Raw genomic sequence first — 23,055 nt, forward strand, 5'->3', positions numbered from 1 at the left:
CGGTCTGTCGGTCTGTCGGTCTGTCGGTCTGTCGGTCTGTCGGTCTGTCGGTCTGTCGGTCTGTCGGTCTGTCGGTCTGTCGGTCGATCGGTCGGCCCGCCGGTCGGTCGCTCGGCCCGTCGGTCGGTCGGCCCGTCGGCCCGTCGCTCGGTCGGTCCAGAATGACCCAGCCCGGCAACGGCACCCGGCGCTATCAGCCCGTCAAAGCTGCCCGGCTGCCCAGATCCCCCGCGCCATCCCCGACGCGGCCAACACGATCACCATCACGAGCACGGCCTGCCAGTGACCGATCCGCACATAGGTCCGTGCGCGGCCGAGATCCGGCATCTGCTGCCGCCGCGCGGCGATGCGCCAGCGGATCAGCCCGAGCATCGGCACGACCTCGAGCAGCAGGATCAGCACGAGCGCGGTCATCTTGAGGTGAAAGAGCGGCTCGTGAAGGTAATACGCGGCGCCTTTCTCGAGGCCGCCGAACGCGCGCGTGAGCCCTGTCGCGATCAGCACCAGCGCGGACAATCCCCACGCCGCATCGGCCTTGAACACGCCGGAGAGGTCGGCGGCCTGCGCGGACGCGATGACCCGGCGCAGCGCGCGGTTGCGCCCCGAGATCGCGGCGAACGCGACGCCGAACGCCATCAGGTGAACGGCTGCCAGCAACCAGCGGACGATCATTGCGCCTCCTTGTCGCCCGCGCGCCGCGCAGGCGTGGTCAGACGATCTGCTTGAGCGCCGCGTCGAGCGCGAGCACCGCGACGCGGTCGCCCTCGGTCACGAGCGGCGCGCGCATCACGATCTGCCGGTTATGGCCGACGGCTGCCGGCGAATCCCACAGCAGCTCGACCTTCGGCCGCCGGAACAGGCTGCCGCGACGCGGCGGCACGGCGGCCAGCTGCGCCCCCTGCTCACCCGCTGCCGGCGCAACCTGGCCGGGCCAGCGCACGGAGAGCTCGCGCGCATCGTACTGGCCGACCTTGCGGCTCTCCATCCAGACGATCGCGGTACGGGTAAGCGTATCGAGCGAGATCGCGTAGCGGCCGACCGCGAAACGGCGCGCGGCCACGTTGGTCCGCCACAGCGGCCGCGGCCGGCACATCCACACGATCGCCGCATACAGCGCCGGCGCGGCGATCAGCCAGCCGTTGGTCGCCGTCACCGCGTGCAGCGCAGAACGCCAGCCGGCCGCCCACGCGAACGCGCCGATCGACCAGACGGCAAACAGGAAACCGATCAGCGCGAACACCCGCAGCGCCTGGCGCAGCCACTGCGGCAGCGGATGGAACGGCCGCTCGGCGCGCGCGGCGGCGCCCGGCAGGGCCAGCAACAGGAAGATCAGCACGAGATAGACGAACGCCCAGGGCGACGACACCATCGCCGACAGCGACGCGCGATAGCCCATCTGGGACATCGAGAACAGCCAGCGCGCGAACAGCACGAGCCCGATCGCGCGCAATGCGAAGATCACGCCGGCGCCGGGGGCCGGCGCTGCGCGCGTCGTTTTCGTTCTCGCCAAGACTGCTCTCCTCTCGATGTTCGTGCGGGGCCGGATTTCACGGCACGGCCATTATAGGGACATTACCGTCTGGACAGATTGCCGGATGGCGTGCCGGCCCCCTTCCGGGGCCGTTCGCGGCGTCGGGCGCGGCGAGAATACAACAGATCCGCGCCGCAGATGTGACAACGCCCCGCCGGGGTCCCGGACGGGGCGTCGCTGAGGGCGTCAACCGCGGTGCGGCCGGCGGCCCGGCATCAGTTGGCGTTGACTTCGCGCAGCACCGTGCGGTGCTTCTGGCGCAGCAGTTCCTCGTAGCCCTTCACGTAGTTCTGCGCCATCACCTTCGACGAGAAGCGCGCTTCGAACGCGGCCCGCACCTTCTCGCGCGGCAGCGTATCGAGGCGGTTGAGCGCCGCGACGGCCGAGAGTTCGTCTTCGACGACGAAGCCCGACACGCCGTTGTCGATCACTTCCGGCACCGAGCCGCGCTTGAACGCGATCACCGGCGTGCCGCAGGCCATCGCCTCGATCATCACCAGGCCGAACGGCTCCGGCCAGTCGATCGGGAACAGCAGCGCGTGCGCGTTACCCAGGAATTCGGTCTTTTCCGACTCGCTGATTTCACCGATATACTCGACGTGCGGCAGCGCGAACAGCGGCTTGATCTTCTCTTCGTAGTACGCGCGGTCAGCCTTGTCGAGCTTCGCGGCGATCTTGATCGGCAGGCCGGCCTGCTCGGCGATGCGGATCGCGGTGTCGACGCGCTTTTCCGGCGAGATGCGGCCGAGGAACGCGAGATAGCTCGGCTTCACGTTCGGGATCGGCGTCAGCAGGTTTTCCGGCAGGCCGTGATACACGGTCGACAGCCAGTTCGCCTGCGGCAGCGGGATGCGCTGGTTGTCGGAGATCGACACGACCGGCACGTCGCTGAACGCGTTGAAGATCGGCTGCAGTTCCGGCAGGTCGAGACGGCCGTGCATCGTCGTGAGATGCGGGACCGGCTGGCGCGAGAACAGCGAGAACGGGTAGTAGTCGATGTGGCAGTGCAGGACGTCGAACTCTTCCGCGCGGCGGCGCACCTGCTCGAGGAGCAGCATGTGCGGGGCCATCACGTCGCGGATCGTCGGGTCGAGGCGCAGTGCCTGCGGCCAGCACGCTTCGAGCTTCGCGGAGGTCTGCGAATCGCCGCTCGCGAAGAGCGTGACGTCATGCCCCATCTCGACAAGTGCTTCGGTCAGATAGGACACCACTCGCTCGGTACCACCGTAAAGCTTCGGGGGGACTGCCTCATGCAACGGAGCGATTTGGGCGATTCGCATGCGTAACTCCTAAAAAATCGGCTAAAAACCAGGTATGGGTCGGCAACCTGCCAGCGGTCGGGCTGGATGCATTTCGTCCGACGGTCGGACGAATCAGCCTGCCGGGGCGTCGAACCCGCGCTGCTCAAGGAGCGTCGGCGACGCGACAGGCATAGAACGTTCGAAACGAAGACCCGTTGACAGGGGTTCGTAAAAAAACCTGGGATCGACCCCGGAGCCGATTATCTAGGGTTAATCCCGAGACGGCCCCCGACATTTCAAACACTTTACTTTGTTACAAAGGCGCAACACTTTGCAACCCGCGGACTCGGGTGTCCGTTCTAGAGTGGAAGGCCCTTTTGGCGATCCTTGTCACCCGTGCGTGCCGGCAGCGATTCCGGCACATGAAACAGGACGGGATGCCAGATTTTATCTCAAAATCGCTCGCGAGCCTCTGGCCCAGGCAAGATTCGCGCAGCGCGACGCAGGCCTTGTTTACAATGCCGGATTATTCAGTCCGAGCGCACGCCGGCATGCGATCCAGCCGCCACGCTCAATCACCGAATCACCGCACGCATATTTTGGAATCTCTTACCCCCGCCCAGCGCAACGCCCACAACGCGAAGCTCTCGAGCTACGCGCACCGGCCGATTGCGTTCCTGTTCCGCTACATCCGCCTGCATCCCGTTGCTCACCTCGTCGTGCTCTGCAGCGTGCTGGCTGCCGTCGGCTGCGCGCTCGGCTCGCAATACGCGATCAAGCACCTGATCGACGTGCTGGCGACCGGGCGTCATCATCCGGGCCCGCTGTGGAGCGCGTTCGCGCTGCTCGTCGGACTGATCGCGGCCGACAACCTGCTGTGGCGGGTCGGCGGCTGGGCCGCCGCGCACACGTTCGTCGCGGTCACCGGCGACCTGCGGCGTGACCTGTTCCAGTATCTGATCGGCCATTCGCCGACTTACTACTCGGAAAAGCAGCCGGGCACGCTCGCGAGCCGCATCACGGCCACGTCGAACGCGGTCTATACGTCGGAGAACACGATGGCGTGGAACGTGCTGCCGCCGTGCATCGCGGTGATGGGCGCGATCCTGATGATCATCGTCGTCAATCCGCTGATGGCCGCCGGCCTGCTCGGCTGCTCGGCCGTGCTGTCGATCATCCTGTTCAAGCTGGCCGGGCGCGGCTCGGCGCGCCACCACGCATTCGCGGCGAAGGCCGCGGCGGTCGACGGCGAGCTCGTCGACGTGATCGGCAACATGGGGCTCGTGCGTGCGTTCGGGATGACGGTGCGCGAACAGAAGCGCTTCAGCGCAACGATCAAGGCGGAGATGGACGCGCGCCAGCAGAGCCTGTTCTATCTCGAGAAGCTGCGGCTGCTGCATGCGGTGATCACCGCGATGCTGTCGGCCGGCCTGCTCGGCTGGGCGCTGTGGCTGTGGGACCAGGGCCGCGCGACGTCAGGCGACATCGTGCTCGTCAGCTCGCTCGGCTTCACGATCCTGCACGGCACGCGCGACCTCGCGGTCGCGCTCGTTGACGTCACGCAGCACGTCGCGCGCCTGTCCGAAGCCGTGAAGACGCTGCTCGAACCGCACGGGATGCCCGACCACTCCGACGCGAAGCCGCTGGCGGCCACCGGCGGGCGCGTCGACTTCGAGCGCGTGACGTTCGCGTATCCGCACCGCCGCGCGATCCTCGACCACTTCGACCTCCATATCGAGCCGGGCCAGCGCGTCGGCCTCATTGGCAAGTCGGGCGCCGGCAAGTCGACCGTGCTCGCACTGCTGCAGCGCTTCTACGACACGCAGGACGGCGTCGTGAAGGTCGACGGCCAGGACGTGAAGGTGATCACGCAGGACAGCCTGCGCCACGCGATCGCGCTCGTGCCGCAGGACATCTCGCTGCTGCACCGGACGATCTACGACAACATCGCCTATGGCCGCCCCGACGCGACCCGCGAGCAAGTGCTCGCCGCCGCGCGCGACGCGCGCTGCGCGGAGTTCATCGAAGCGATGCCGGAAGGCTATGACACGATCGTCGGCGACCGCGGCGTCAAGCTGTCGGGCGGCCAGCGCCAGCGCATCGCGATCGCGCGCGCGATCCTGAAGGATGCGCCGATCCTGCTGCTCGACGAAGCGACGTCCGCACTCGACAGCTCGTCCGAGGAAGCGATCCAGAGCGCGCTCGACCGCCTGATGGTCGGCCGCACGGTGATCGCGATCGCGCACCGGCTGTCGACGCTGCGCAACTTCGACCGGATCATCGTGATGAGCAACGGCAAGGTGATCGACGACGGCAGCCCCGACGTGCTGCGCAACCGCCCCGGTCTGTACCGCGACCTGCTCGCGAAGCAGCACGGCCGCCATCACGCGCCCGACGGCACCGCGCCGACCGGCGAACGCGTGGCCTGACGCCGCGGCACGCAACCGATAAAAAAGCCGCCTGTGCGAAGCACGGCGGCTTTTTTCATGGCATCGCGCGGCATCCGCCGCGCGGCGCGCCGGCTACACGCGCTGCAGGTCGCGCAGGAAGTTGTCGCGCCACACCGACACGTTGTTCTCGCGCAGTTGCGCGATCATGTCCGCATACCGCGCGCGCCGCTCGGCGAGCGGCATCGTCAGTGCCTGCGACAGCGCATCGGCCATCCCGTCGATGTCGATCGGATTGACGATCAGCGCGCCCGTCAGCTCGCGCGCGGCCCCCGCGAAGCGCGACAGCACCAGCACGCCCGGATCGTCCGGATTCTGCGCGGACACATACTCCTTCGCGACGAGGTTCATGCCGTCGCGCAACGGCGTGACGAAACCCACGCGCGCCAGCCGGTACAGCGCGGCCAGCACTTGCCGGTCGTACTGGCGGTGAATGTAGAGGATCGGCGCCCAGTCGAGTTCCGCGTAGCGGCCGTTGATGCGCCCCGACTCCGCTTCGAGCTGCAGGCGGATGTCCTGGTACGCGCGCAGGTCGGCGCGCGTCGACGGCGCGATCTGCAGGAACGACACGCGGTTGCGAATCGACGTCTGGTGCTCCAGCAGTTTCTCGAACGCGCGGAACCGCTCGACGAGCCCCTTCGAATAATCGAGCCGGTCGACGCTCATGATCAACTGGCGCCCGCGCAGCGACGTCGCCAGCGTGCGCACGGCCTTGCCGTTCTCGGCCGCCTGCGCGAGCGACGCGATCTCGTCCGGATACACGCCGATCGGATAGGCGGCCGCGCGCAGCGTGTTGCCGAACGCGCTCACGCGCACCGTGTGCTCTTCGCGCGCCACTTCGCCGCCCGCCTCGAACTCGATGTAGTCGCAGAACGCGCGCAGGTCGGGCTCGGTCTGGAAGCCGAGCAAGTCGAACGCGCACAGCGACTCGACAAGCTCGCGATGCGGCGGCACGTTGACGAGCACCTGCGCGGCCGGAAACGGAATGTGCAGGAAAAAGCCGATGCGGTTCTTCACGCCGGCCTCACGCAGCGCACGCGCGAACGGGATCAGGTGATAGTCGTGCACCCAGATCACGTCGTCGTCCTGCAGCAGCGGCACGAGCTGCTGCGCGAGCCACACGTTCACGCGGCGGTAGCCGTCGAACTCGTGGCGGTCGTACTGGATCAGGTCGGCGCGGTAATGGAACGCGGGCCACAGCGTCGCGTTCGAGAAACCGCGGTAGTACTGGTCGTAATCGCGGCGCGACAGCCCGACGGTGGCGAACGTCACGGGGCCGCGCTCCTCGATGCGGATCTGCGGCGCACCGGATGCGACCACCTCGCCGCTCCAGCCGAACCACATGCCGCCCGTCTCCTTCAGCGCGTCGTAGACGCCGATCGCGAGGCCACCCGCCGCCGGTTCGCCTTCCGAAATCGGCGCGACGCGGTTTGAAACGATGATGAGTCGACTCATGCGCCCCGCTGCTCCGCGCCAAGCCAGCGGGCGATCTGTGCGTGCAGCGCGTCGACCGAGTCGAGCCGCATGCGGGCCGACGTCTCGCCCGCGCCGACCTTGATCGACAGACCGCCCCGCGCGTTGACCACCGCGAAGCCCTTCTCGTCGGTCAGGTCGTCGCCCGCGAACAGCGGCACGCGGCCCGCGAACGGCGGCTCGTCGAGGAACGCGGCCAGCGCGCGCCCCTTGTCGACACCCTTCGGCTTGATCTCGAACACCATCTTGCCCGGCTGCAGCACATACGCGTCCGCATATTCGGCGACGAGGCGCTCGGCCGCTTCGCGCGCGGCCGGCTCGCGCTCGGGCGCATTGCGGTAGTGCAGCGCGACGGCCGCGCCCTTGATTTCGAGCAGCATGCCCGGATGACGGTCGACGACGGACGCGAGCTCGCGCTCGATGCGCAGCAGCCGGTCGTCGTTGAAGCCGATGCGCTGCGTGTCGCCGTTCGCGTCGCGACGCTCGGCGCCGTGCAGGCCGGCGATCGGCAGGTCCGGCATGTTCAGGAACGCGTCGAGGTTGTCGATGCCGCGGCCCGACACGACGGCGAGCGCGCCATGCGAGCGGCGCCGCAGTTCATCGAGCAGCGTCAGCAGCGACGGCGGCACGTGAATGCTGTCGGGCGTCGGCGCCAGTTCGACGAGCGTACCGTCGAAGTCGAAAAAGAACGCGGTATCGGTCAGGGACAGGGAAGCCGGAACGGATTGCATCGATTCGATGGTCTGAGGAGCGGCCTGCAAACGCGCGGCCGCCGCTGCGAGAATGGAATTGTGCGCATCTTACCGCGCCTGCGTACCGAGATGGGCGAAACCGGCGCATGGCGGACCTCGCGCCACCGTCCGCGCCAACTGCGACATATTGCCCCGCTCGCCCGTGCCGTACGGGTTTCGAAAGGACGCGGGCGCGGGAATTGCGCTACAGTCGGCAACCGCCGGCCGCGCGACGCATGGCGCCGCGCCGGCCGACGACCGTTCCGTCCGATCGAGCCCCAGGATGTCGTCTGCCCGTCCCGCGCCGCACCGGCGCCACCTCATCACCCGCTTCGTCCGCACGGCCGCGGCGCTGACCGCCGCCGTCGCGCTCGCCGCCTGCACGCACGACGAGCCGAACTGGCACCTGACCAACGTCACGGGCCACCTGCCCGACCTGTCGTTCACGCTGACCGGCGGCGACGGGCATCCAATCGACGCGAACGCATTTCGCGGCCGCATCGCGCTCGTCTACTTCGGCTATACGCACTGTCCGGATGTCTGCCCCGAAACGATGGCGCGGCTGATGGAAGTGCTCGCGAAGCTCGGCCCGCAGGCGAACGACGTGCGCATCCTGTTCGTCTCGGTCGATCCCGCGCGCGACACGCCGCAGGCGATGCAGTCGTACGTCGCCGCGTTCGATGCCGCGCACGCCCGTGGGCTGACCGGCACCGACGGCCAGATCGAATCGCTCGCGAAACGCTATCGCGTCGCGTACCAGATGGAAAAACGCGATCCGTCCGGCGGCTACGAAGTCACGCACAGCTCGGCCGTCTACATCTTCGACGCGAACGGTCGCGCGCGCTTGCTCGCGACCGACCGCGACTCGCCCGACGCCATCGCCGCCGATGTGCGCCGGATCATCGACACTGCCTCCCCCTCCCGAACTCCGACATGAAGACGACCCTCAAGACGTTCGCCCTCCTCGCCGCACTGTGCACCGGCGCGCACGCCTACGCCGCCGGCGCGATCACCGCGCAGAACGCGTGGGTGCGCTGGCTGCCGAACCAGTTGCCCGCGGGCGGCTACGTGACGCTCGTCAATACGGGCGACAAGCCGGTCGATCTCGTCGACGTCGACAGCCCCGACTACGGGATGGCGATGCTGCACCAGACCGTGTCGAACGGCTCGACGCAGAAGATGGAAATGGTCGACAAGCTGACGATCCCCGCGCGCGGCAAGGTCGACATCGCGCCGGGCGGCTATCACTTCATGCTCGAGGAACCGAAGCACGCGATCAAGCCCGGCGACACCGTGCGTCTGCGCCTGAAGTTCTCCGACGGCGAAACGGTCGACACGCCGTTCGCCGTGAAGTCGCCGGCCCAGGCGAAGTGATGCGCGCGCGATGAACGTCCTGTACTGGCTCGATCCGTGGGAACCGTCGCCGACCGTGGTCATCGCGGTGCTGACGGCCGCCGTCCTGTTCGCGCGCGGCGTGAAGAAGGCGAAGGTGTCGCCGCTGCGGCAGTTCTCGTTCTGGTTCGGGCTGACGGCGCTCTACATCGCGCTGCATACGCGGCTCGACTACTTCTTCGAGCACGAATTCTTCCTGCATCGCGCGCAGCACCTCGTGCTGCATCACCTCGGGCCGTTCTTCATCGCACTGGCGTACCCGGGCGCGGCGATCCGCGCGGGCATTCCGTTTCGCTGGCGGCAGCGCTTCGTGCGCCCCGCGCTCGCGTGGGCGCCCGTGCGCGCGACGCTCGACGTGGTGTTCCATCCGGTCGTCGCGGTCGTGCTGTTCGTCGGGCTGATCTATTTCTGGCTGCTGTCGCCGATCCACTTCGTCGCGATGCTCGACTGGCGCCTGTATCGCGTGATGAACTGGAGCATGGTGATCGACGGGCTGCTGTTCTGGTGGCTCGTCGTCGATCCGCGTCCCGCCCCGCCCGCGCGGCTGTCGCCGGGCCGCCGGATCCTGATCGTCGTCGCGGCGATCCCGCCGCAGATCGCGCTCGGCGCGCTGATCTTCTTCACGCCGCACGAGCTGTACCCGATCTACTCGATCTGCGGACGCGCGTTCACGTGGCTCAGCCCGTTGCGTGACCAGCAGATCGGCGGCTTGCTGCTGTGGATTCCGGGTTCGATGATGAGCGTGATCGGCGCGCTGATCGCGCTGCGGCACTGGCTGCGGCTGTCCGCGCGCGGCCGTCTGCTCGACGAGCGCGCTGCCGCCCGCCGCGCGGAGCGCCCGTCGGTGACACGCCCCGCCCACTGACGGCGCGGCGCGCCGCGCGTCAGCCGCGCGCGCTGGTCATCCACACGTGCGGGATGCCGTCCTCGTCGTGCACGTCCGAGTTCGGCGTGAAGCCGAATGCCCCGTAGAAACGCTGCAGGTGGGCCTGTGCATGCAGGCTCACCTGCGTATCCGGCCACTGCGCGCGGATGTGCTCGAGCGCGCGCGAGATCAGCGCGTTACCGAGGCCCGCGCCGCGAAACGGCGCGGTCGTCAGCACGCGGCCGATGCGCACGTCGGTATTCTGCGCATCCGGCAACAGCACGCGCAGGTAGCCGGCGAGGCGGCCCGCCGGATCGTACGCGGCCAGATGCCACGCCGCCTGGTCCGCATCGTCGATGTCGCGATACACGCAGTTCTGCTCGACGACGAACACGGCGCTGCGCGCGTCGAGGATCGCATAGAGTTCACGCGCGGTCAGCGCGTCGAAGGATTTCCAGCGCCAGTCGAGATCGTCGGCGCGCGCGGAGGCGGCAGGTGCGGAAGCGGTCATGGTCGTCCTGATTCGGGGCGCGCCGGCCGGCGCGCGGCAACCGTCGATTATGCCTCGAAGCACACGCAGCACGCACGCGCCCTGCCGCGCACGAAAAAGGCCCCGCAATTGCGCGGGGCCTGTCCGTCATGCCGGCATCTGGCCGAAGCGGCCGTTGTTGAAATCGTCGATCGCGGTCCGGATTTCCTCTTGCGAGTTCATCACGAACGGCCCGTAACCGACGACCGGCTCATCGATCGGCTCGCCGCTCAAAATCAACAGCTTGGCGTCGCCGTTCGCTTCGATGTCGACGTCGCGGCCGTCGCGGCTCAGTTGCACGAACTGCGCTTCGCGGGCGACCGTCTCGCCGTTCACCAGCAGCGTACCGTCGAGCACCACCACCGCGAGCGTCCGCCCGTCGGCGATCGGGAACCGCGCGCGGCCGCCGGCTGCGAGCCGCACGTCCCACACGTCGATCGGCGTGTGCGTGCGGGCCGGCCCGCGCCGTCCGTCGAATTCGCCCGCGATGATCCGCGCACGCCCCGCACCGTCCGGCAGCTCGACCACCGGGATGTCCGCGTTCAGCAGCGTCTGGTAGCCGGGCGCGCCCATCTTGTCGGCGGCGGGCAGGTTCACCCACAGCTGCACCATCTCGAGCGGACCGCCGCGCTTCGTGAACGCCTCCGAGTGGAATTCCTCGTGGAGGATCCCGCTCGCGGCCGTCATCCACTGCACGTCGCCCGGGCCGATCACGCCGCCCGCGCCGGTCGAGTCGCGGTGAGCGACTTCGCCGTCATAGACGATCGTCACGGTTTCGAACCCGCGATGCGGATGCTGACCCACCCCGCGCGGGGCCGAAGCCGGCTCGAAGTTCGCGGGGCCCGCATAGTCGAGCAGCAGGAACGGGCTGAGGTGCGCCCCGTGAGACTGATAGCTGAACATCGAACGCACCGGGAAACCGTCGCCGACCCAATGGCCACGCGGCGCGCTGTAAACACCCTGGATCTTCTTCATTTGCCTTCTCCGAATTGCGGCGAAACACGTGCTTCGCATCCTGGGTATGAATATAGAGATGGAACGATCGATCCGGTAGACTGCGAAAATCGCACTCAGCGTTCTATTTGATGAACGATCAACAACGAGATCTGAACGATCTCTATTACTTCGTGCAGGTGGTCGAGCACGGCGGTTTCGCACCGGCCGGGCGCGCGCTCAACCTGCCGAAATCGAAGCTGAGCCGCCGCATCGCGCTGCTCGAGGCGCGGCTCGGGATGCGGCTGATCCAGCGCTCGACGCGCCGTTTCACCGTCACCGACGTCGGCCAGACCTACTACGCGCACTGTCGCGCGATGCTCGTCGAAGCGGATGCCGCCGACGAAGCGATCGCGCTGTTGCACGAGGAGCCGCGCGGCATCGTGCGCGTCAGCTGCCCGGTCGTGCTGCTGGATTCGCTGGTCGGCACGATGATCGCCGCGTTCATGGCCGCGTGCCCGCGCGTCGAGATTCACCTGGAGGCGACCAACCGGCGCGTCGACGTGGTCGGCGAAGGGATCGACGTCGCGATCCGCGTGCGCCCGCCGCCGCTCGAGGACAGCGATCTCGCGCTGCGTGTGCTGGCCGAGCGCGGCCAGTGCCTCGTCGCGAGCCCCGCATTGCTGCGCGAGCTCGGCACGCCGGCCGTCCCCGCCGACCTGACCCGCCTGCCGAGCCTCGATCACGGCGTGCCGCAGGCCGCGCACGTCTGGCGGCTGCGCGGCCCCGACGGCGCGCAGGCGGAAATCCACCACCAGCCGCGCCTCGTGACGGGCGGCATGCTCGCGCTGCGCGCGGCGGCCGTCGCGGGTGTCGGCGTCGTGCAACTGCCGACGATGATGGTGCGCGACGAAGTCGCGCGCGGCGAACTGGTGACCGTGCTGCCGAACTGGGCGCCGCGGCGCGAGATCGTGCACGCGGTGTTCGCGTCGCGGCGCGGGCTGCTGCCCGCGGTGCGCGCATTGCTCGACTTCCTGACCGAACGGTTCGCCGAACTCGCACCCGATTGAGCGGGCTCGCCTGCTCCTGCGCGGCACGTTCGGCATCGCGCTCAGCGAACCGGACGCTGCAGACGGGCCGCGCGTGCCGTAGACTGCGGGACGCGCATCGCGCTTTTCACAACCCTGCCGTTCTCCACCCTTATCGCATTTCAGCCATGTTCACGCTGTCCAACGATCCCCACGCCTCCAAGGCCGAACTCTATGCGACGCTCGTCGAGCAGGCACGCGCGCTCGTCGAATCGGAACGCGACCTGACCGCGAACGCCGCGAACTTCTCCGCGCTCGTCTATCACTCGCTCGACCGCCTGAACTGGGCCGGCTTCTATTTCTTCGACGGCTCGGAACTCGTGGTCGGCCCGTTCCAGGGCAAGCCCGCGTGCGTGCGGATCGCGCTCGGCAAGGGTGTATGCGGCACGGCCGCGCAGACCCGCGAGACGCAGGTCGTGCGCGACGTGCATGAATTCCCGGGCCATATCGCCTGCGATGCCGCGTCGGAATCGGAAATCGTCGTGCCGCTGGTGGCCGCCGACGGCACGCTGATCGGCGTATGGGACGTAGACAGCCCCGTTGCCGCACGTTTCGACGACGAGGACCGCAACGGGATGGAAGCGCTGTGCCGCGTGTTCGTCGAACACGCGTGGGAGAAGGCGCGCGGTTAAGCGACGTTCGCAGCGTGACGCTGCCGGTCGCGGCAGGGAGACGGCGGCCTGCTGACCGTCCCGCGCGACTGCCAATGAATGACACGGGCCCCACGACGGGGCCCGTTTCGATTGCGCCTTTAAGTGCGGGCTGCCGCGCGTCAGGCCGCGTGCGTGCCGGAGAGCGCCGCGAACGCCTGCGGCTTCACGTCGTCCGACAGGATCTCGAAGCCCTGCTCCGTCACCACGACCATGTGCTCCCATTGCGCGGACAGCGAATGGTCCTGCGTGACGACCGTCCAGCCGTCCGCCAGCACGCGCGTGTCGCGCTTGCCCGCATTCAGCATCGGCTCGATCGTGAAGATCATCCCCGGCCGCAGCGGCACGCCGGTGCCCGGGCGGCCATAGTGCAGCACCTGCGGCTCGTCGTGGTACACGTCGCCGATCCCGTGCCCGCAGTACTCGCGAACCACGCTGAACCCTTCGCGATGCGCGACCTGCTGGATCGCATAGCCGACGTCGCCGAGCGTCGCGCCCGGACGCACCGCGCGGATGCCCGCATGCATCGCCTCGTAGGTCGTCGCGACGAGGCGCCGCGCCAGTTCACCCGGCTCGCCGACGAAGTACATGCGGCTCGTGTCGCCGAACCAGCCGTCCTTGATCACCGCGATGTCGAGATTCACGATGTCGCCGTCGCGCATCGGCCGCGACGACGGAATACCGTGACAGACCACATGGTTGACCGACGTGCACAGGGTTTTCGGATAACCGTGATAGCCGATGTTCGCCGGGATCGCGCCGAGTTCGTCGATGATGTATTCGCGGCAGCGGGCGTCCAGTTCGTCCGTGGTGACGCCCGGCTTCACGTGCTCGGTGATCATCGTCAGCACGCGGGACGCGAGCTTCGCGGCCTCGCGCGACTTGTCGATTTCCGCGGCGCCGCGGATCGGGATTTCTCGCTTCGCCATTACGCCACCTGCTCGATGTCGCGCGCCACCGACTCGGTCGGCCCCGCATCGCCGCCGCGCGCTTCGATCTCGATCAGCATGCGGCAGATATCGCCGTAGGACAGCGACGGATTGAGTTCCGACAGCATCCCGACACGCAGCCAGTGTTCCGCCTGCGCATTGATCGAACGGCTCAGCGCGGTACTGGTCGAGCGCAGCCGTTCATGCATGTGCTCGGATATCTTGATGATTCCCATATAACCCTAATTAAACGAAGTGTAGTCGTTTCGTATATTACGCTCGGGCCGGTCGACGGGCAAGCGTTCCGATTCCGTCCACACCCCGTTGACATCGAATTCCAGCTTGCTGGACAATAAATCCATCATGCAGGAATCCACCCGCCCGCCCGTCGACGACACCGGCATCAACGAACGCATCGCCCGGCGCGTGCGCGACTTGCGCACGCTACGAGGCTACACGCTCGATGCGCTCGCCGCGCGTTCGGGCGTCAGCCGCTCGATGATCTCGCTCATCGAGCGCGCGTCGGCGAGCCCGACGGCCGTCGTGCTCGACAAGCTCGCGGCGGGTCTCGGTGTGTCGCTGGCCGGGCTGTTCGGCGGCGATCGCGCCGACGCGCCCGCGCAGCCGCTCGTGCGGCGCGCGCAACAGGCGGAATGGCGCGATCCGGCGTCCGGTTACGTGCGGCGCAATCTGTCGCCGCCCGGATGGCCGTCGCCGCTCCAGCTCGTCGAGGTCGATTTCCCGCCCGGCGCGCGCGTCGCGTACGACTCCGGCGGGCGCGAAAGCGCACTGCATCAACAGGTGTGGGTCGTCGATGGGCGCGTCGACGTCACGCTGGGCGACCAGCTTCACGAACTTCACACCGGCGACTGTCTGGCCATGCGTCTCGATCAGCCGCTGATTTTCAGCAACCCGTCGTCGCAGGCCGCGCGCTATGTCGTCGCGATCTGCGATGTTCCCGCCGCCGCCGGCGCGCGGAGTGTGTCATCCGTTCAAAGCCGCCAGGCGCAGGAGCCCGTATGAATTCCCCGAAACAGCGTGACGACGTGCGCCTGATCGATTGCAGCGAGGCCGAGCATGCCGCGGCCATCCTCGAGATTCTGAACGACGCGATCGTGAACTCAACCGCGCTGTACGACTACCGGCCGCGCCCGCCCGAAGCGATGGTCACGTGGTTCGCGACGAAGCGCGCCAACGGTTTTCCGGTCGTCGGCGCGGTCGACGAATCGGGCACGCTGGTCGGCTTCGCGAGCTGGGGCACGTTCCGCGCATTTCCGGCGTTCAAGTACACGGTCGAACACAGCGTCTACGTGCACCGCGACCATCGCGGCCGCGGGCTCGGGGAGCTGCTGCTGCGCGAATTGATCCGGCGTGCACGCGAAGCCGACGTGCACGTGCTGGTCGGTTGCATCGACGCCACCAACGGCGGCAGCGTCGCGCTGCATACGCGCCTCGGCTTCGTGCACTCGGGCACGATCACCGAAGCGGGCTTCAAGTTCGGCCGCTGGCTCGATGCGGCGTTCTATCAGTTGACGCTCGACACCCCCGCGCAGCCGGTGGATGGCTGATCGGCATCACTGAGCGTTCGGCGATCTCCCGCTGACGCGGGCGATGCGGACGGCCCGCGCCACGACGACACCACCCTTGGTTCGGCGGCTCCCACTGACGCGGGCGATGCACACGCCCCCGCCACGACGACCACCGCCCTCGCAGCGATAACGCGATCAAGCCGGCGTTGTCCCCGCGCCTCCAGGCTTTCCCTCCGCGTCCCGGGCCCCGGGCCCTGACCCCGCACCTTCGCCCCGTGACGACGGGTGTGACGTTCGCCGCATTCTTGTGCGAGAACGGCAGCGATACGGTATTCCCCAGCGGCCGCAGCGCGGTCGCATACCGATCCATCACTCGGAGGATGCCGTATGAAAACGCCCCATGCCCTGCCGTACCATCCCGATTCGCGACACGACGCCGGCCTCGCGCGACGCGCGCTCCGCTGCGTGGCGTGCTCGCTTGCCGCCCTTCCGCTTTTCTGCGGACAAGCGTTCGCGGCCGGCGCGTGTCCGACGCCGTTCGTGTTGAGCGGCAACACCGATCTGCTGTGGAAGGAAGTCACCAACAACCAGTGGCGCAACATGCTGCCGCGCGGCTGGACCGACAACGGTTTTCACTTCTACAGCCGGGTGCGCAGCCGCGGTCCGGAGAACGGCATCAACACGCCGTCGGATCTCGAGTCCGAAATCCGCAAGCAGAGTGCAGACGAGCCGGCCGGTGGCAACAACCCGAATCGCCGGGCGATCACGCTGCCGATCTTGAACAGCAAGGGCCAGCATCTGCTGGTGATTTACGACTACGACGGCAAAAGTACGTCGAAGTGCGAGCTGGTGACGTTGACGTATCCGGCGGAATAGATGCGTGAATGACGTGCTGGAAAAGGAAAAGCCTCGCGGAAGCGGGGTTTTTTCTTTCTGGTTGGGAGGCGCGAGCCGCACAGCCCCTACGCGACGATCGACCATGCGGCAAACAACCCGATCGCGACCTTGATGCTTCGCACGGTACAGCTCGCCTGCCGGGCTCCGGATGCAAAGCTTGTCGCTCCAATGGAAGGGCTCCCGCTGTTCCAGACGGCGGTTCATGCCCGCCTGTTGCGGGCCGAGACGACACGTTCGATCCTACGCGAAAGCCTCGCGATCACGGTTCGCGCGTCCGCAATTGGCGAGTACACTGAAAATTCAATCGCAGCAGGAGAATGTGATGATTGACGCTGGCCCTCAAAGCACTTTCCGAGGCCTGCCGCTTACGGTGGAGCAGGACGCGGAAGTAAAGCACTACATAACCGATCGAACTCGGCGCGGGCTGCCCTGGGACACGCCGGAGTTGAGCGCGATGCTCGAGGACATGCTGCATCCCCCGGGTGACGGGGACGAGGACGGGGACGACGATGTCGCCTCCCCGGCAGACGAAGCTCGAGCCGCCGCCGAACGTGCAGAGGCATCGATCGACGATGCGATGGATCCCATCGAGGCGAATGAGGAGTGGAACGCGGCCATGGAGTCGGAAGCCATGAAAGGGCCCCGACGATAACCTGCAGACGTCACGCCGAGGATGAAGCAGCACCTGCGTGCCTTATCGGATGGCGCGCGGCTACGAAACCTTGCGCGGCCATTGTCCCCGCCCCTGAGGCAAGAAGTAGTCCGGTCCGGAAGTAGAGAAATTCGGCATGATGTGTCCATCGGACACTGGTCAATGCGCGTCGATTGCCAACTGGATCCACAGATGGTCAGTTTGTAGGCGTGGTAAGCGCGAGCCTTATCCTGCAAGACTCCCGCCCCTTGCCGTAGCAAATTCGCAGCACGCAAAAAAGCCCGCCTTCAGCGGGCTTTCGCGTTTGTGGAGCGGCAAACAGGCATCCTCGTCACTCCAACGGCTGCAACGCGGCAACCCTGTTCCGGCCGATCGTTTTCGCATAGTACAGCGCCTCGTCGGCCGCCTTGATTACCGCGTCGGGCTCATTGTCCTGTTCCGGCGTCCAGCTGGCGAGGCCAATACTGGCCGTGACGCGCCCATACTCGCTGCCGGCATGTTCGAGCGCCAGTTCGTCGATTGCCGCACGAATCCGCTCGGCGATCTGCGCGGCGCCGGCCGGCGGCGTATCGGGAAGCAGCACGACGAATTCCTCCCCGCCGTAGCGCGCCGCGGTATCGACCGGCCGGCGGATGTTTTCGCCGATGCAGCGGGCGACCGCCGCCAGCGCGTCGTCCCCGGCCTGATGCCCGTAGGTGTCGTTGTAAGCCTTGAAGCGATCGACGTCGACGAACAGCAGCGAGAAGACGGAATGCGTGCGCCTCGCGCGACGCCATTCCCGATCCAGCACCTCCCCGAAACTACGTCGATTGTTCAGGCCGGTGAGCCCGTCGGTACGCGCCAGCAGCACCAGCTCGGACTCGGCCCGCATCCGGCGGCGCAGTTGCCCGCTCAGCAGGAAAGACAGCGCGATGAACGCGACGCCGAACGTCGCCACCAGTGCGCCGATCGTCACTGCGCGGTGCCGCCACGCGGCATAAACGTCCTGCTCGCCTTCTGCAACCATGATGATCAGCGGCAACTTCGGCAGGTGTTTGAAATAGTAGAGGCGACGCACACCGTCGATTGAAGCCGTTTCCGAGAATACGCCCTCCGACGCACGCTGAAATCGTCGAAAGGTCGTCGCCTTGCTGATATCGCGACCGACGATGCTGACGTTATACGGTTGACGCATCACCATGATCCCGTCCTTGCCAATCAGCGACATCGAACCGTGCTGCCCCAGCGACAGGCCCGCAAACAGGTTGTGGAAGTATTCGAGATTGATCGCAATCAGCGCGACGCCGCCGAACGATCCGTCTGGGTTCGAGATGCGCCGAGACAGCACAATGCAGAGCATGCCAGCGCGCAAGCGCGACACGAACGGATCGCTCACATAGAGTCCCACGTCGGGATGATCGCGATGCACGGTGAAGTATTTGCGATCGGCGAAATTGCCCTTGCGGGGCACGTCGTTGGCCGAATCGAGAACGATATCGCCGTTCGCGTCGAGTACCAGTTGCGAACCAATGAAGGGGGCACTCATCGCATGATCGAACAGCACGCCGCGCCGCAACGCGGGCGCTGCCGACATCACATCAGGCCGTTGCAGACCCTGAATCACCGCCTGCAACGACAGGTCGTAGAGTTCGAAGTTGCGCTCGATGTCGCGCTCGGCGATCAGGCCGAGATTGCGCGAGGTTTCGCTTGCGCGCTCCAGTGCGTCGTTCCGGCTCTGAAATAGCTGCAGCACGCACAGGCCCATCAGTGCGCACGCGATCACGATGCCAACCGCCACGATGACGTAGGGGGCCGCCGTACGACGATGCATGGTGTCCTCAGCGCAAAATGAGCCGCGCCCGTCGTTCGGCGCGTGGTTTCCGCATACTAAATCGGACGGGTACATTTGAACACTCGGCGCGTACCCGACTAGAATCCGAACAGCAAAAAGCAACTTTGTGTCCGACTGATGACAAACCCTGCCCCACTACCCCAGGCGGCTTTCCCAAGGATGAAAACGGCGCCGGAAAAAGAAAAAGCCCTGATTTCTCAGGGCTTTTTTCTTTGCTACTTGGAGGCGCGAGCCGGAGTCCTAAACGGCTTTGCAGGCCGTCAGATCCTCATTATTTTCAAATACTTACAGAAATTGACCGCCCGCGTTGACCACTTTAGGAAGTTAGCGCTTAATCTTATCCAGGTGCGCCATCACGTCGAACGATCTCCAGCACGACTGAGCAAGGTCGGAACCAGAGGGCGGGAAGCCCGCCTGAATGACCTTAAGCCCCTGAGACTGGACAAACTCCACTGCCGGAACCATGTCCGCATCTGAGCTGGCGATAACTGCTGCGTCGATAGCCTTACTTGATGAACGTACACCCTATAATTCAGGGATGGAACGAGAAGCACGAGGCTTGTCCAGGCTTCCGCCCCTCGCAGTAGCACATTTTTGTAACAGCGAAAAAGCCCGCTCGTAGCGGGCTTTGTGCTTCGGGCTCCGATGCTGCGACTGTGTTGCAAAGCAACTTGCTGCGCCCGATGATACAGCAGTACCTGCACCTTATCTGACAAGGCACCGATTACAAACCTACGCTGAGACCTACGCCTCTCCTTGAACGGGAAGCCGTTACCGACCCTGAGCTATCCAGCCGCAAAGCCGTCATCGGATGATGTACGGGTCATGGGATGACCCGACTCCGTGTGCAAGGTTAGTGTTGGGAACGAATGCGCTCGCAGGACTGATCCCATGCGGTGCGGCGCATTGGAGGAAAGGCGTTGAGGAGCGATGACAGCACGAAGAAGGCCACATGCACCTACTCGCCTCACACTATCAATCTGAGTTCCTGGCTACGCCGCAACTCATACGACTCGACTACGCCAAGGGAAAGGATGGCTTTGAGCCAACGCTTCTGGTGAAGGGTAGCACGCTCTTGCTGAAGTTCATGGTGTTGGGTGCGCGGCTACGGCTTCATCTGGCGCGCGTAAACGGTCGCCTCCTGTATGCATTAACGGCGTACGACGATCCATCTAAGCCTGCGACGCTATGGTCAGTCGTGGAGAACGAGGCAGAAGTCACGGCGCTGCGGGGGCTGGCATCAGGCGAGCCATCCCCCATATTCCTGTTTAACGAGCTTGCCCTGAATGTTGCATGGTCCACCGTAAAGGCTAGCTTCCCTTCGGAGGTGAACGGCTGGATCAGCAACGCGGCACTGGGGAAAGGAGATTACACGGCCATTGCTAAAGAGGCAGGCGACCTGCTGCAACGGGCGGTCAACGGCACTACGCCCCCCGACGAGTTGCTGTCTGCAGAAATTGTCCGTATCGACGAGTGGCATGCCGTTTTCAATCACTTCATTACGAGCCACGGCAGTAACAGCCCGGTCGATTTGTTCAGCCGAGACGAGGGCGGACAGCAGGAACAACTTGCGGTCTGGTTAACCGACAGCCTCCACCCGCGTGGGGTACACCACAGTCCCCAGATCCCAAAGGGGAACGGAACACGCGAACTCACCGATATTCTCCTCAGCCACGAGGCCGGTGCACTGTTGATAGAGTCGAAGGCTCTCACTGTCTTCAACCGCGACAAGTTGCCTGATCGAACGAAGCTAGCAAAGGATGTATCGCAGCACGTCGAAAAAGCAGTTCGCCAGTTGCGCGGTAGCATTCGGCGGCTCAAAGATGGCGCACCGGTTACCACTCGGGATGGATCCGCTATAGACGTTGAGCGGTCACAGCCGGCACACGCCATCGTTCTCATTCCTGAGTTTGACTTGATAGAAAATCAAGAGAACTACGGTCTGGCGTTTATTGCTGACTTCATGGAGGCGACGGGAGGGTTTATCCATCTGCTGGATCTCGCCGAGTTGCTGCGTGTTGTCCAAGCCGCCGAAATGATCTCCAGAGGCAGCGAGAAGGTCACGCCGCTGATGGCTTTGGACTATTACTTAGTGAAGCGAGCCGAGCGAACGCGTGTTGCGGGAACATTGTGCATCCAAGTTCTACTGCGAATGCAGGAATGAGCGCACGCGTGAACCTACGCCAAGACCTACGCTCGGTGAGCGACGCACAAGGAGGGGAAAGGAAGTGAAATCGAATCAGTCTGAAGACGATAAGCAAACCGCGTCGCCCAAAAGAATTGGGTTCAAATACCGCTCGGGACCTGCCGCGCTGCGCTGCCTATCTGACGGCTCAATCTATTTTGCAAAGCCGTCCGAACTCAATGACTGTCTTGAAGCGAAGTTCGATCTCTCAAGTGCGTCTGACTACATTGAGCGCATGGATCGCTCGATCAGAGGTGTAGCCGAACAGCATGGTTGTGCTGGCGGATTCGCGGTGCCAGAGGGCGAGCTTGAGTCGTTTGAAGCAAAGAACTCGCGCGACAATGTAAAGTTCTTGGAAGCGACTCAGCGAGTCGGCATCTACTCGACGGCGAGCAGACCAGACAACCAACCCATGTGGGCCTACTACTGCGACAACTCAAAGGGCTTCTGCTTCGAGTTGGAATGGCCTGACACCGTGTTGGGCCGATACCAGATTGCCCCAGTCGGTGTGCTTTATTCATCCGAGACACGCGTGCACAACCACGCCGATATCTTTGACTCTCTGATCCGTGAGGAAGCTGCGCTGCATCCTGAATGGTCGATGAGCCGAATTCTTGAAGAAACGCGATCTGATTTTTTCAGATTCCGCCTTCAGATGTTGAATAAATGCCGCGCAGTATCGATTAAGCACAGTGACTGGTCGCACGAACACGAAATCCGGTTTGTGACTCCCCTTGCCGGCCCCTTGCCGATCATGAACCAACTGCTGAAACGTGTCTACTTCGTGCGTACGGATTTCCCCCAGTGGGAACCTGTAATGATGTTGCTGCATCAGCTTCACCCGAACGTTGAGCTAGTCAAGCTGACTTTTCAACATGTTGAGCCATATGTGAAAGTGCAGCGCATGACTAGGAAGTTGGTGCCAATTCACGAGTAGAGTTACGAGGGCTCTAACTCCAACGCCCGCTCAAAACTCACACCACGACGCATAGACGTACGCTGAATAATATGCCAAAGCCATTTCGAAGAAATAGAAAGCACCAGGTAGCTGCGAAGTTGGGTCAGGGACAAAGTCCAGTGATGCCGACTGGTTCGGCATTGAATGCGCCACCTCGAAGCAAGACAATCGACACGTGGATCACACGTGCATCTGGGTTGGCGACTGTTGGAACACTTGCCTTTGCGGTATTCGGCTATTTTTATACTGTGCTGCCGGTATTTCAGAACCAAAAACTTCAAGAGGATAACGCGAAGCTTCAGCTCGACAATGAGGCTGCAGAGAAGAGAAACAAGGCGCTCCTTCAACGGCAGAATGAACTCGCGAGGAAGACCGAGCAGATGCAGGCCGAACTCGAGGACCAGAAGACCGCGCTTTATTTAGCTTCGAAAAATGCAGCCAGTGCGAAAATCCGCGAAGAAGGTGCCCTTCGCCAAGCGGCGGAGGCCAGCTCGCAGATGAAAACACAGTATGGGGAGTTGGACAAAGCGCGGTTGAAGCTCGCGATTACGCACCTCGAGACAGTCCTCCTGTTCACCCAGATCCGTGCTGTCGATAAATTCTATAGCACGGTTTACCGTGCCGGCGAAGATGCGTCGTTCATTAAGGCTACAAAGGACGTTTGGCCGAATCCGTTCCGCATCATCTCTGATGCTTGGGTCAATGCATCGAAAGACAAATCCGTCCCCTTTGAATATTTCCAACGCCTTCGCGTCGCTATCAATGAACACGCAGATCAGCTAACTTGTGCAATACCGGATCTCGACTCGCTCGCAAATCAGTACGATTCTGAACGAAAAACCGTCCTTGATGGGCTTGAGAAAAGAGCCAAAGATGAGATTGAAAGGCAACGGGTCGATGCTAAGAAGGAAGGAAAAGAGCTATTGATCGATTCGAACACAATCCCGCAGTTCGAACGGACGTATAGAATCGTAGACATGCATTCTCTCAACTCAAAATATCAAAAGAATTTAACTGACGCGCAGAAGCCTTGCCTTCAGAAAATTTCCGATTTCATGAAGAAACTACCACGCGAATTCAACATCGATTCCGCCTAATGCTATGCATTTTCATCGGCCTTCTCGACATTCAAGTCCGGTGAAACCCTCGCAATGTGCCGAGCAGCCGCTATCTGTTTTGAAATCAGCGCCCGAA

23 protein-coding genes are annotated in these 23,055 nt (G+C 64.5%); 13 read left to right on the forward strand and 10 right to left on the reverse strand.

The annotated features are described in order from the left end of the window. Positions 1-201: 201 nt before the first annotated feature. From SB771_RS32810 to SB771_RS32820, 3 genes are all read right to left on the reverse strand, one after another. On the reverse strand, positions 202-672 hold the full coding sequence (locus SB771_RS32810; RefSeq protein WP_175661064.1) for a DUF2214 family protein: 471 nt from the start codon (positions 670-672) through the stop codon (positions 202-204). A gap of 37 nt (positions 673-709) precedes the next feature. Further along, positions 710-1,510 (reverse strand): hypothetical protein, encoded by an 801-nt coding sequence (locus tag SB771_RS32815; protein ID WP_175656032.1) that lies wholly within the window; start codon positions 1,508-1,510, stop codon positions 710-712. A 236-nt stretch (positions 1,511-1,746) separates the two neighbouring features. Beyond that, entirely contained in the window at positions 1,747-2,811 is a 1,065-nt protein-coding gene (locus SB771_RS32820) for a glycosyltransferase family 4 protein (protein WP_011656377.1), read from the reverse strand. Between the two features lie 560 nt (positions 2,812-3,371). On the opposite strand from SB771_RS32820, the gene SB771_RS32825 reads away from it, so the two are divergent. Then, the gene (locus tag SB771_RS32825) at positions 3,372-5,201 is read left to right on the forward strand and encodes an ABC transporter ATP-binding protein (RefSeq protein ID WP_041491128.1); all 1,830 of its coding nucleotides are present in this window, start codon (positions 3,372-3,374) and stop codon (positions 5,199-5,201) included. Positions 5,202-5,294: 93 nt separating this feature from the next. On the opposite strand, the gene otsA is transcribed toward SB771_RS32825, so the two are convergent. After that, complete coding sequence (gene otsA / locus SB771_RS32830; RefSeq protein WP_175661063.1) at positions 5,295-6,674, reverse strand: alpha,alpha-trehalose-phosphate synthase (UDP-forming); 1,380 nt, start codon at positions 6,672-6,674, stop codon at positions 5,295-5,297. Beyond that, complete coding sequence (gene otsB, locus SB771_RS32835; protein ID WP_011656375.1) at positions 6,671-7,423, reverse strand: trehalose-phosphatase; 753 nt, start codon at positions 7,421-7,423, stop codon at positions 6,671-6,673. The genes otsA and otsB overlap by 4 nt, the downstream gene beginning before the upstream one ends. 283 nt (positions 7,424-7,706) lie before the next feature. Between otsB and SB771_RS32840 the strand changes: the two genes are divergently transcribed. From SB771_RS32840 to SB771_RS32850, 3 genes are read left to right on the forward strand one after another with little or no spacing between them, the layout of a single operon-like run. After that, on the forward strand, positions 7,707-8,360 hold the full coding sequence (locus SB771_RS32840; protein WP_105833179.1) for an SCO family protein: 654 nt from the start codon (positions 7,707-7,709) through the stop codon (positions 8,358-8,360). After that, entirely contained in the window at positions 8,357-8,797 is a 441-nt protein-coding gene (locus tag SB771_RS32845; protein ID WP_175661062.1) for a copper chaperone PCu(A)C, read from the forward strand. The genes SB771_RS32840 and SB771_RS32845 overlap by 4 nt, the downstream gene beginning before the upstream one ends. Positions 8,798-8,807: 10 nt before the next feature. Next, positions 8,808-9,680: a cytochrome c oxidase assembly protein gene (locus SB771_RS32850; RefSeq protein ID WP_175661061.1), complete on the forward strand. Its 873-nt coding sequence runs from the start codon at positions 8,808-8,810 to the stop codon at positions 9,678-9,680. Positions 9,681-9,699: 19 nt separating this feature from the next. Here the strand turns inward: SB771_RS32850 and SB771_RS32855 are convergent, their stop codons facing one another. Then, complete coding sequence (locus tag SB771_RS32855; protein ID WP_011656371.1) at positions 9,700-10,191, reverse strand: GNAT family N-acetyltransferase; 492 nt, start codon at positions 10,189-10,191, stop codon at positions 9,700-9,702. A gap of 126 nt (positions 10,192-10,317) precedes the next feature. After that, complete coding sequence (locus tag SB771_RS32860; RefSeq protein WP_175661060.1) at positions 10,318-11,184, reverse strand: pirin family protein; 867 nt, start codon at positions 11,182-11,184, stop codon at positions 10,318-10,320. Between the two features lie 110 nt (positions 11,185-11,294). Between SB771_RS32860 and SB771_RS32865 the strand changes: the two genes are divergently transcribed. Next, positions 11,295-12,212, forward strand: a complete 918-nt coding sequence (locus SB771_RS32865; RefSeq protein WP_126227411.1) for a LysR family transcriptional regulator — start codon at positions 11,295-11,297, stop codon at positions 12,210-12,212. 146 nt (positions 12,213-12,358) lie between these two features. Further along, on the forward strand, positions 12,359-12,862 hold the full coding sequence (locus SB771_RS32870; RefSeq protein WP_175661059.1) for a GAF domain-containing protein: 504 nt from the start codon (positions 12,359-12,361) through the stop codon (positions 12,860-12,862). 140 nt (positions 12,863-13,002) lie between these two features. Here SB771_RS32870 and map read toward each other — a convergent pair whose 3' ends face one another. After that, positions 13,003-13,809 (reverse strand): type I methionyl aminopeptidase, encoded by an 807-nt coding sequence (gene map, locus SB771_RS32875; protein ID WP_105833184.1) that lies wholly within the window; start codon positions 13,807-13,809, stop codon positions 13,003-13,005. After that, a complete protein-coding gene (locus tag SB771_RS32880) occupies positions 13,809-14,045 on the reverse strand; it encodes a ParD-like family protein (RefSeq protein ID WP_006751861.1) in 237 nt (78 codons plus the stop codon). Before SB771_RS32880 ends, map begins: the two co-directional genes overlap by 1 nt. A 127-nt stretch (positions 14,046-14,172) precedes the next feature. Between SB771_RS32880 and SB771_RS32885 the strand changes: the two genes are divergently transcribed. The 4 genes from SB771_RS32885 (at position 14,173) to SB771_RS32900 (ending at position 16,887) form a co-directional block, all read left to right on the forward strand. Beyond that, positions 14,173-14,832, forward strand: coding sequence for a helix-turn-helix domain-containing protein (locus tag SB771_RS32885; protein WP_175661058.1), 660 nt, complete (start codon positions 14,173-14,175; stop codon positions 14,830-14,832). Continuing rightward, entirely contained in the window at positions 14,829-15,377 is a 549-nt protein-coding gene (locus SB771_RS32890; protein ID WP_175661057.1) for a GNAT family N-acetyltransferase, read from the forward strand. Before SB771_RS32885 ends, SB771_RS32890 begins: the two co-directional genes overlap by 4 nt. Before the next feature lie 348 nt (positions 15,378-15,725). After that, a complete protein-coding gene (locus SB771_RS32895) occupies positions 15,726-16,214 on the forward strand; it encodes a hypothetical protein (protein ID WP_175661056.1) in 489 nt (162 codons plus the stop codon). 343 nt (positions 16,215-16,557) lie between these two features. Next, entirely contained in the window at positions 16,558-16,887 is a 330-nt protein-coding gene (locus SB771_RS32900) for a hypothetical protein (RefSeq protein WP_011656363.1), read from the forward strand. Positions 16,888-17,218: 331 nt separating this feature from the next. Here SB771_RS32900 and SB771_RS32905 read toward each other — a convergent pair whose 3' ends face one another. Continuing rightward, positions 17,219-18,697 carry a sensor domain-containing diguanylate cyclase gene (locus SB771_RS32905; RefSeq protein ID WP_175661055.1) on the reverse strand — a complete coding sequence of 493 codons (1,479 nt, stop codon included), beginning with the start codon at positions 18,695-18,697 and terminating at the stop codon, positions 17,219-17,221. Between the two features lie 973 nt (positions 18,698-19,670). Here SB771_RS32905 and SB771_RS32910 point away from each other — a divergent pair. The 3 genes from SB771_RS32910 to SB771_RS32920 all read left to right on the forward strand — a co-directional run bounded on the left by SB771_RS32910 (position 19,671) and on the right by SB771_RS32920 (position 22,958). Next, positions 19,671-20,882, forward strand: a complete 1,212-nt coding sequence (locus SB771_RS32910) for a hypothetical protein (protein WP_175661054.1) — start codon at positions 19,671-19,673, stop codon at positions 20,880-20,882. A gap of 64 nt (positions 20,883-20,946) precedes the next feature. Then, positions 20,947-21,840, forward strand: coding sequence for a DUF2971 domain-containing protein (locus SB771_RS32915; protein WP_175661053.1), 894 nt, complete (start codon positions 20,947-20,949; stop codon positions 21,838-21,840). Positions 21,841-21,983: 143 nt separating this feature from the next. Next, positions 21,984-22,958, forward strand: a complete 975-nt coding sequence (locus SB771_RS32920) for a hypothetical protein (RefSeq protein WP_175661052.1) — start codon at positions 21,984-21,986, stop codon at positions 22,956-22,958. The last annotated feature ends 97 nt before the right edge of the window (positions 22,959-23,055 follow it).

The sequence above is a fragment of the Burkholderia sp. SIMBA_051 genome (genome assembly GCF_046534915.1).
GTDB lineage: Bacteria > Pseudomonadota > Gammaproteobacteria > Burkholderiales > Burkholderiaceae > Burkholderia > Burkholderia ambifaria.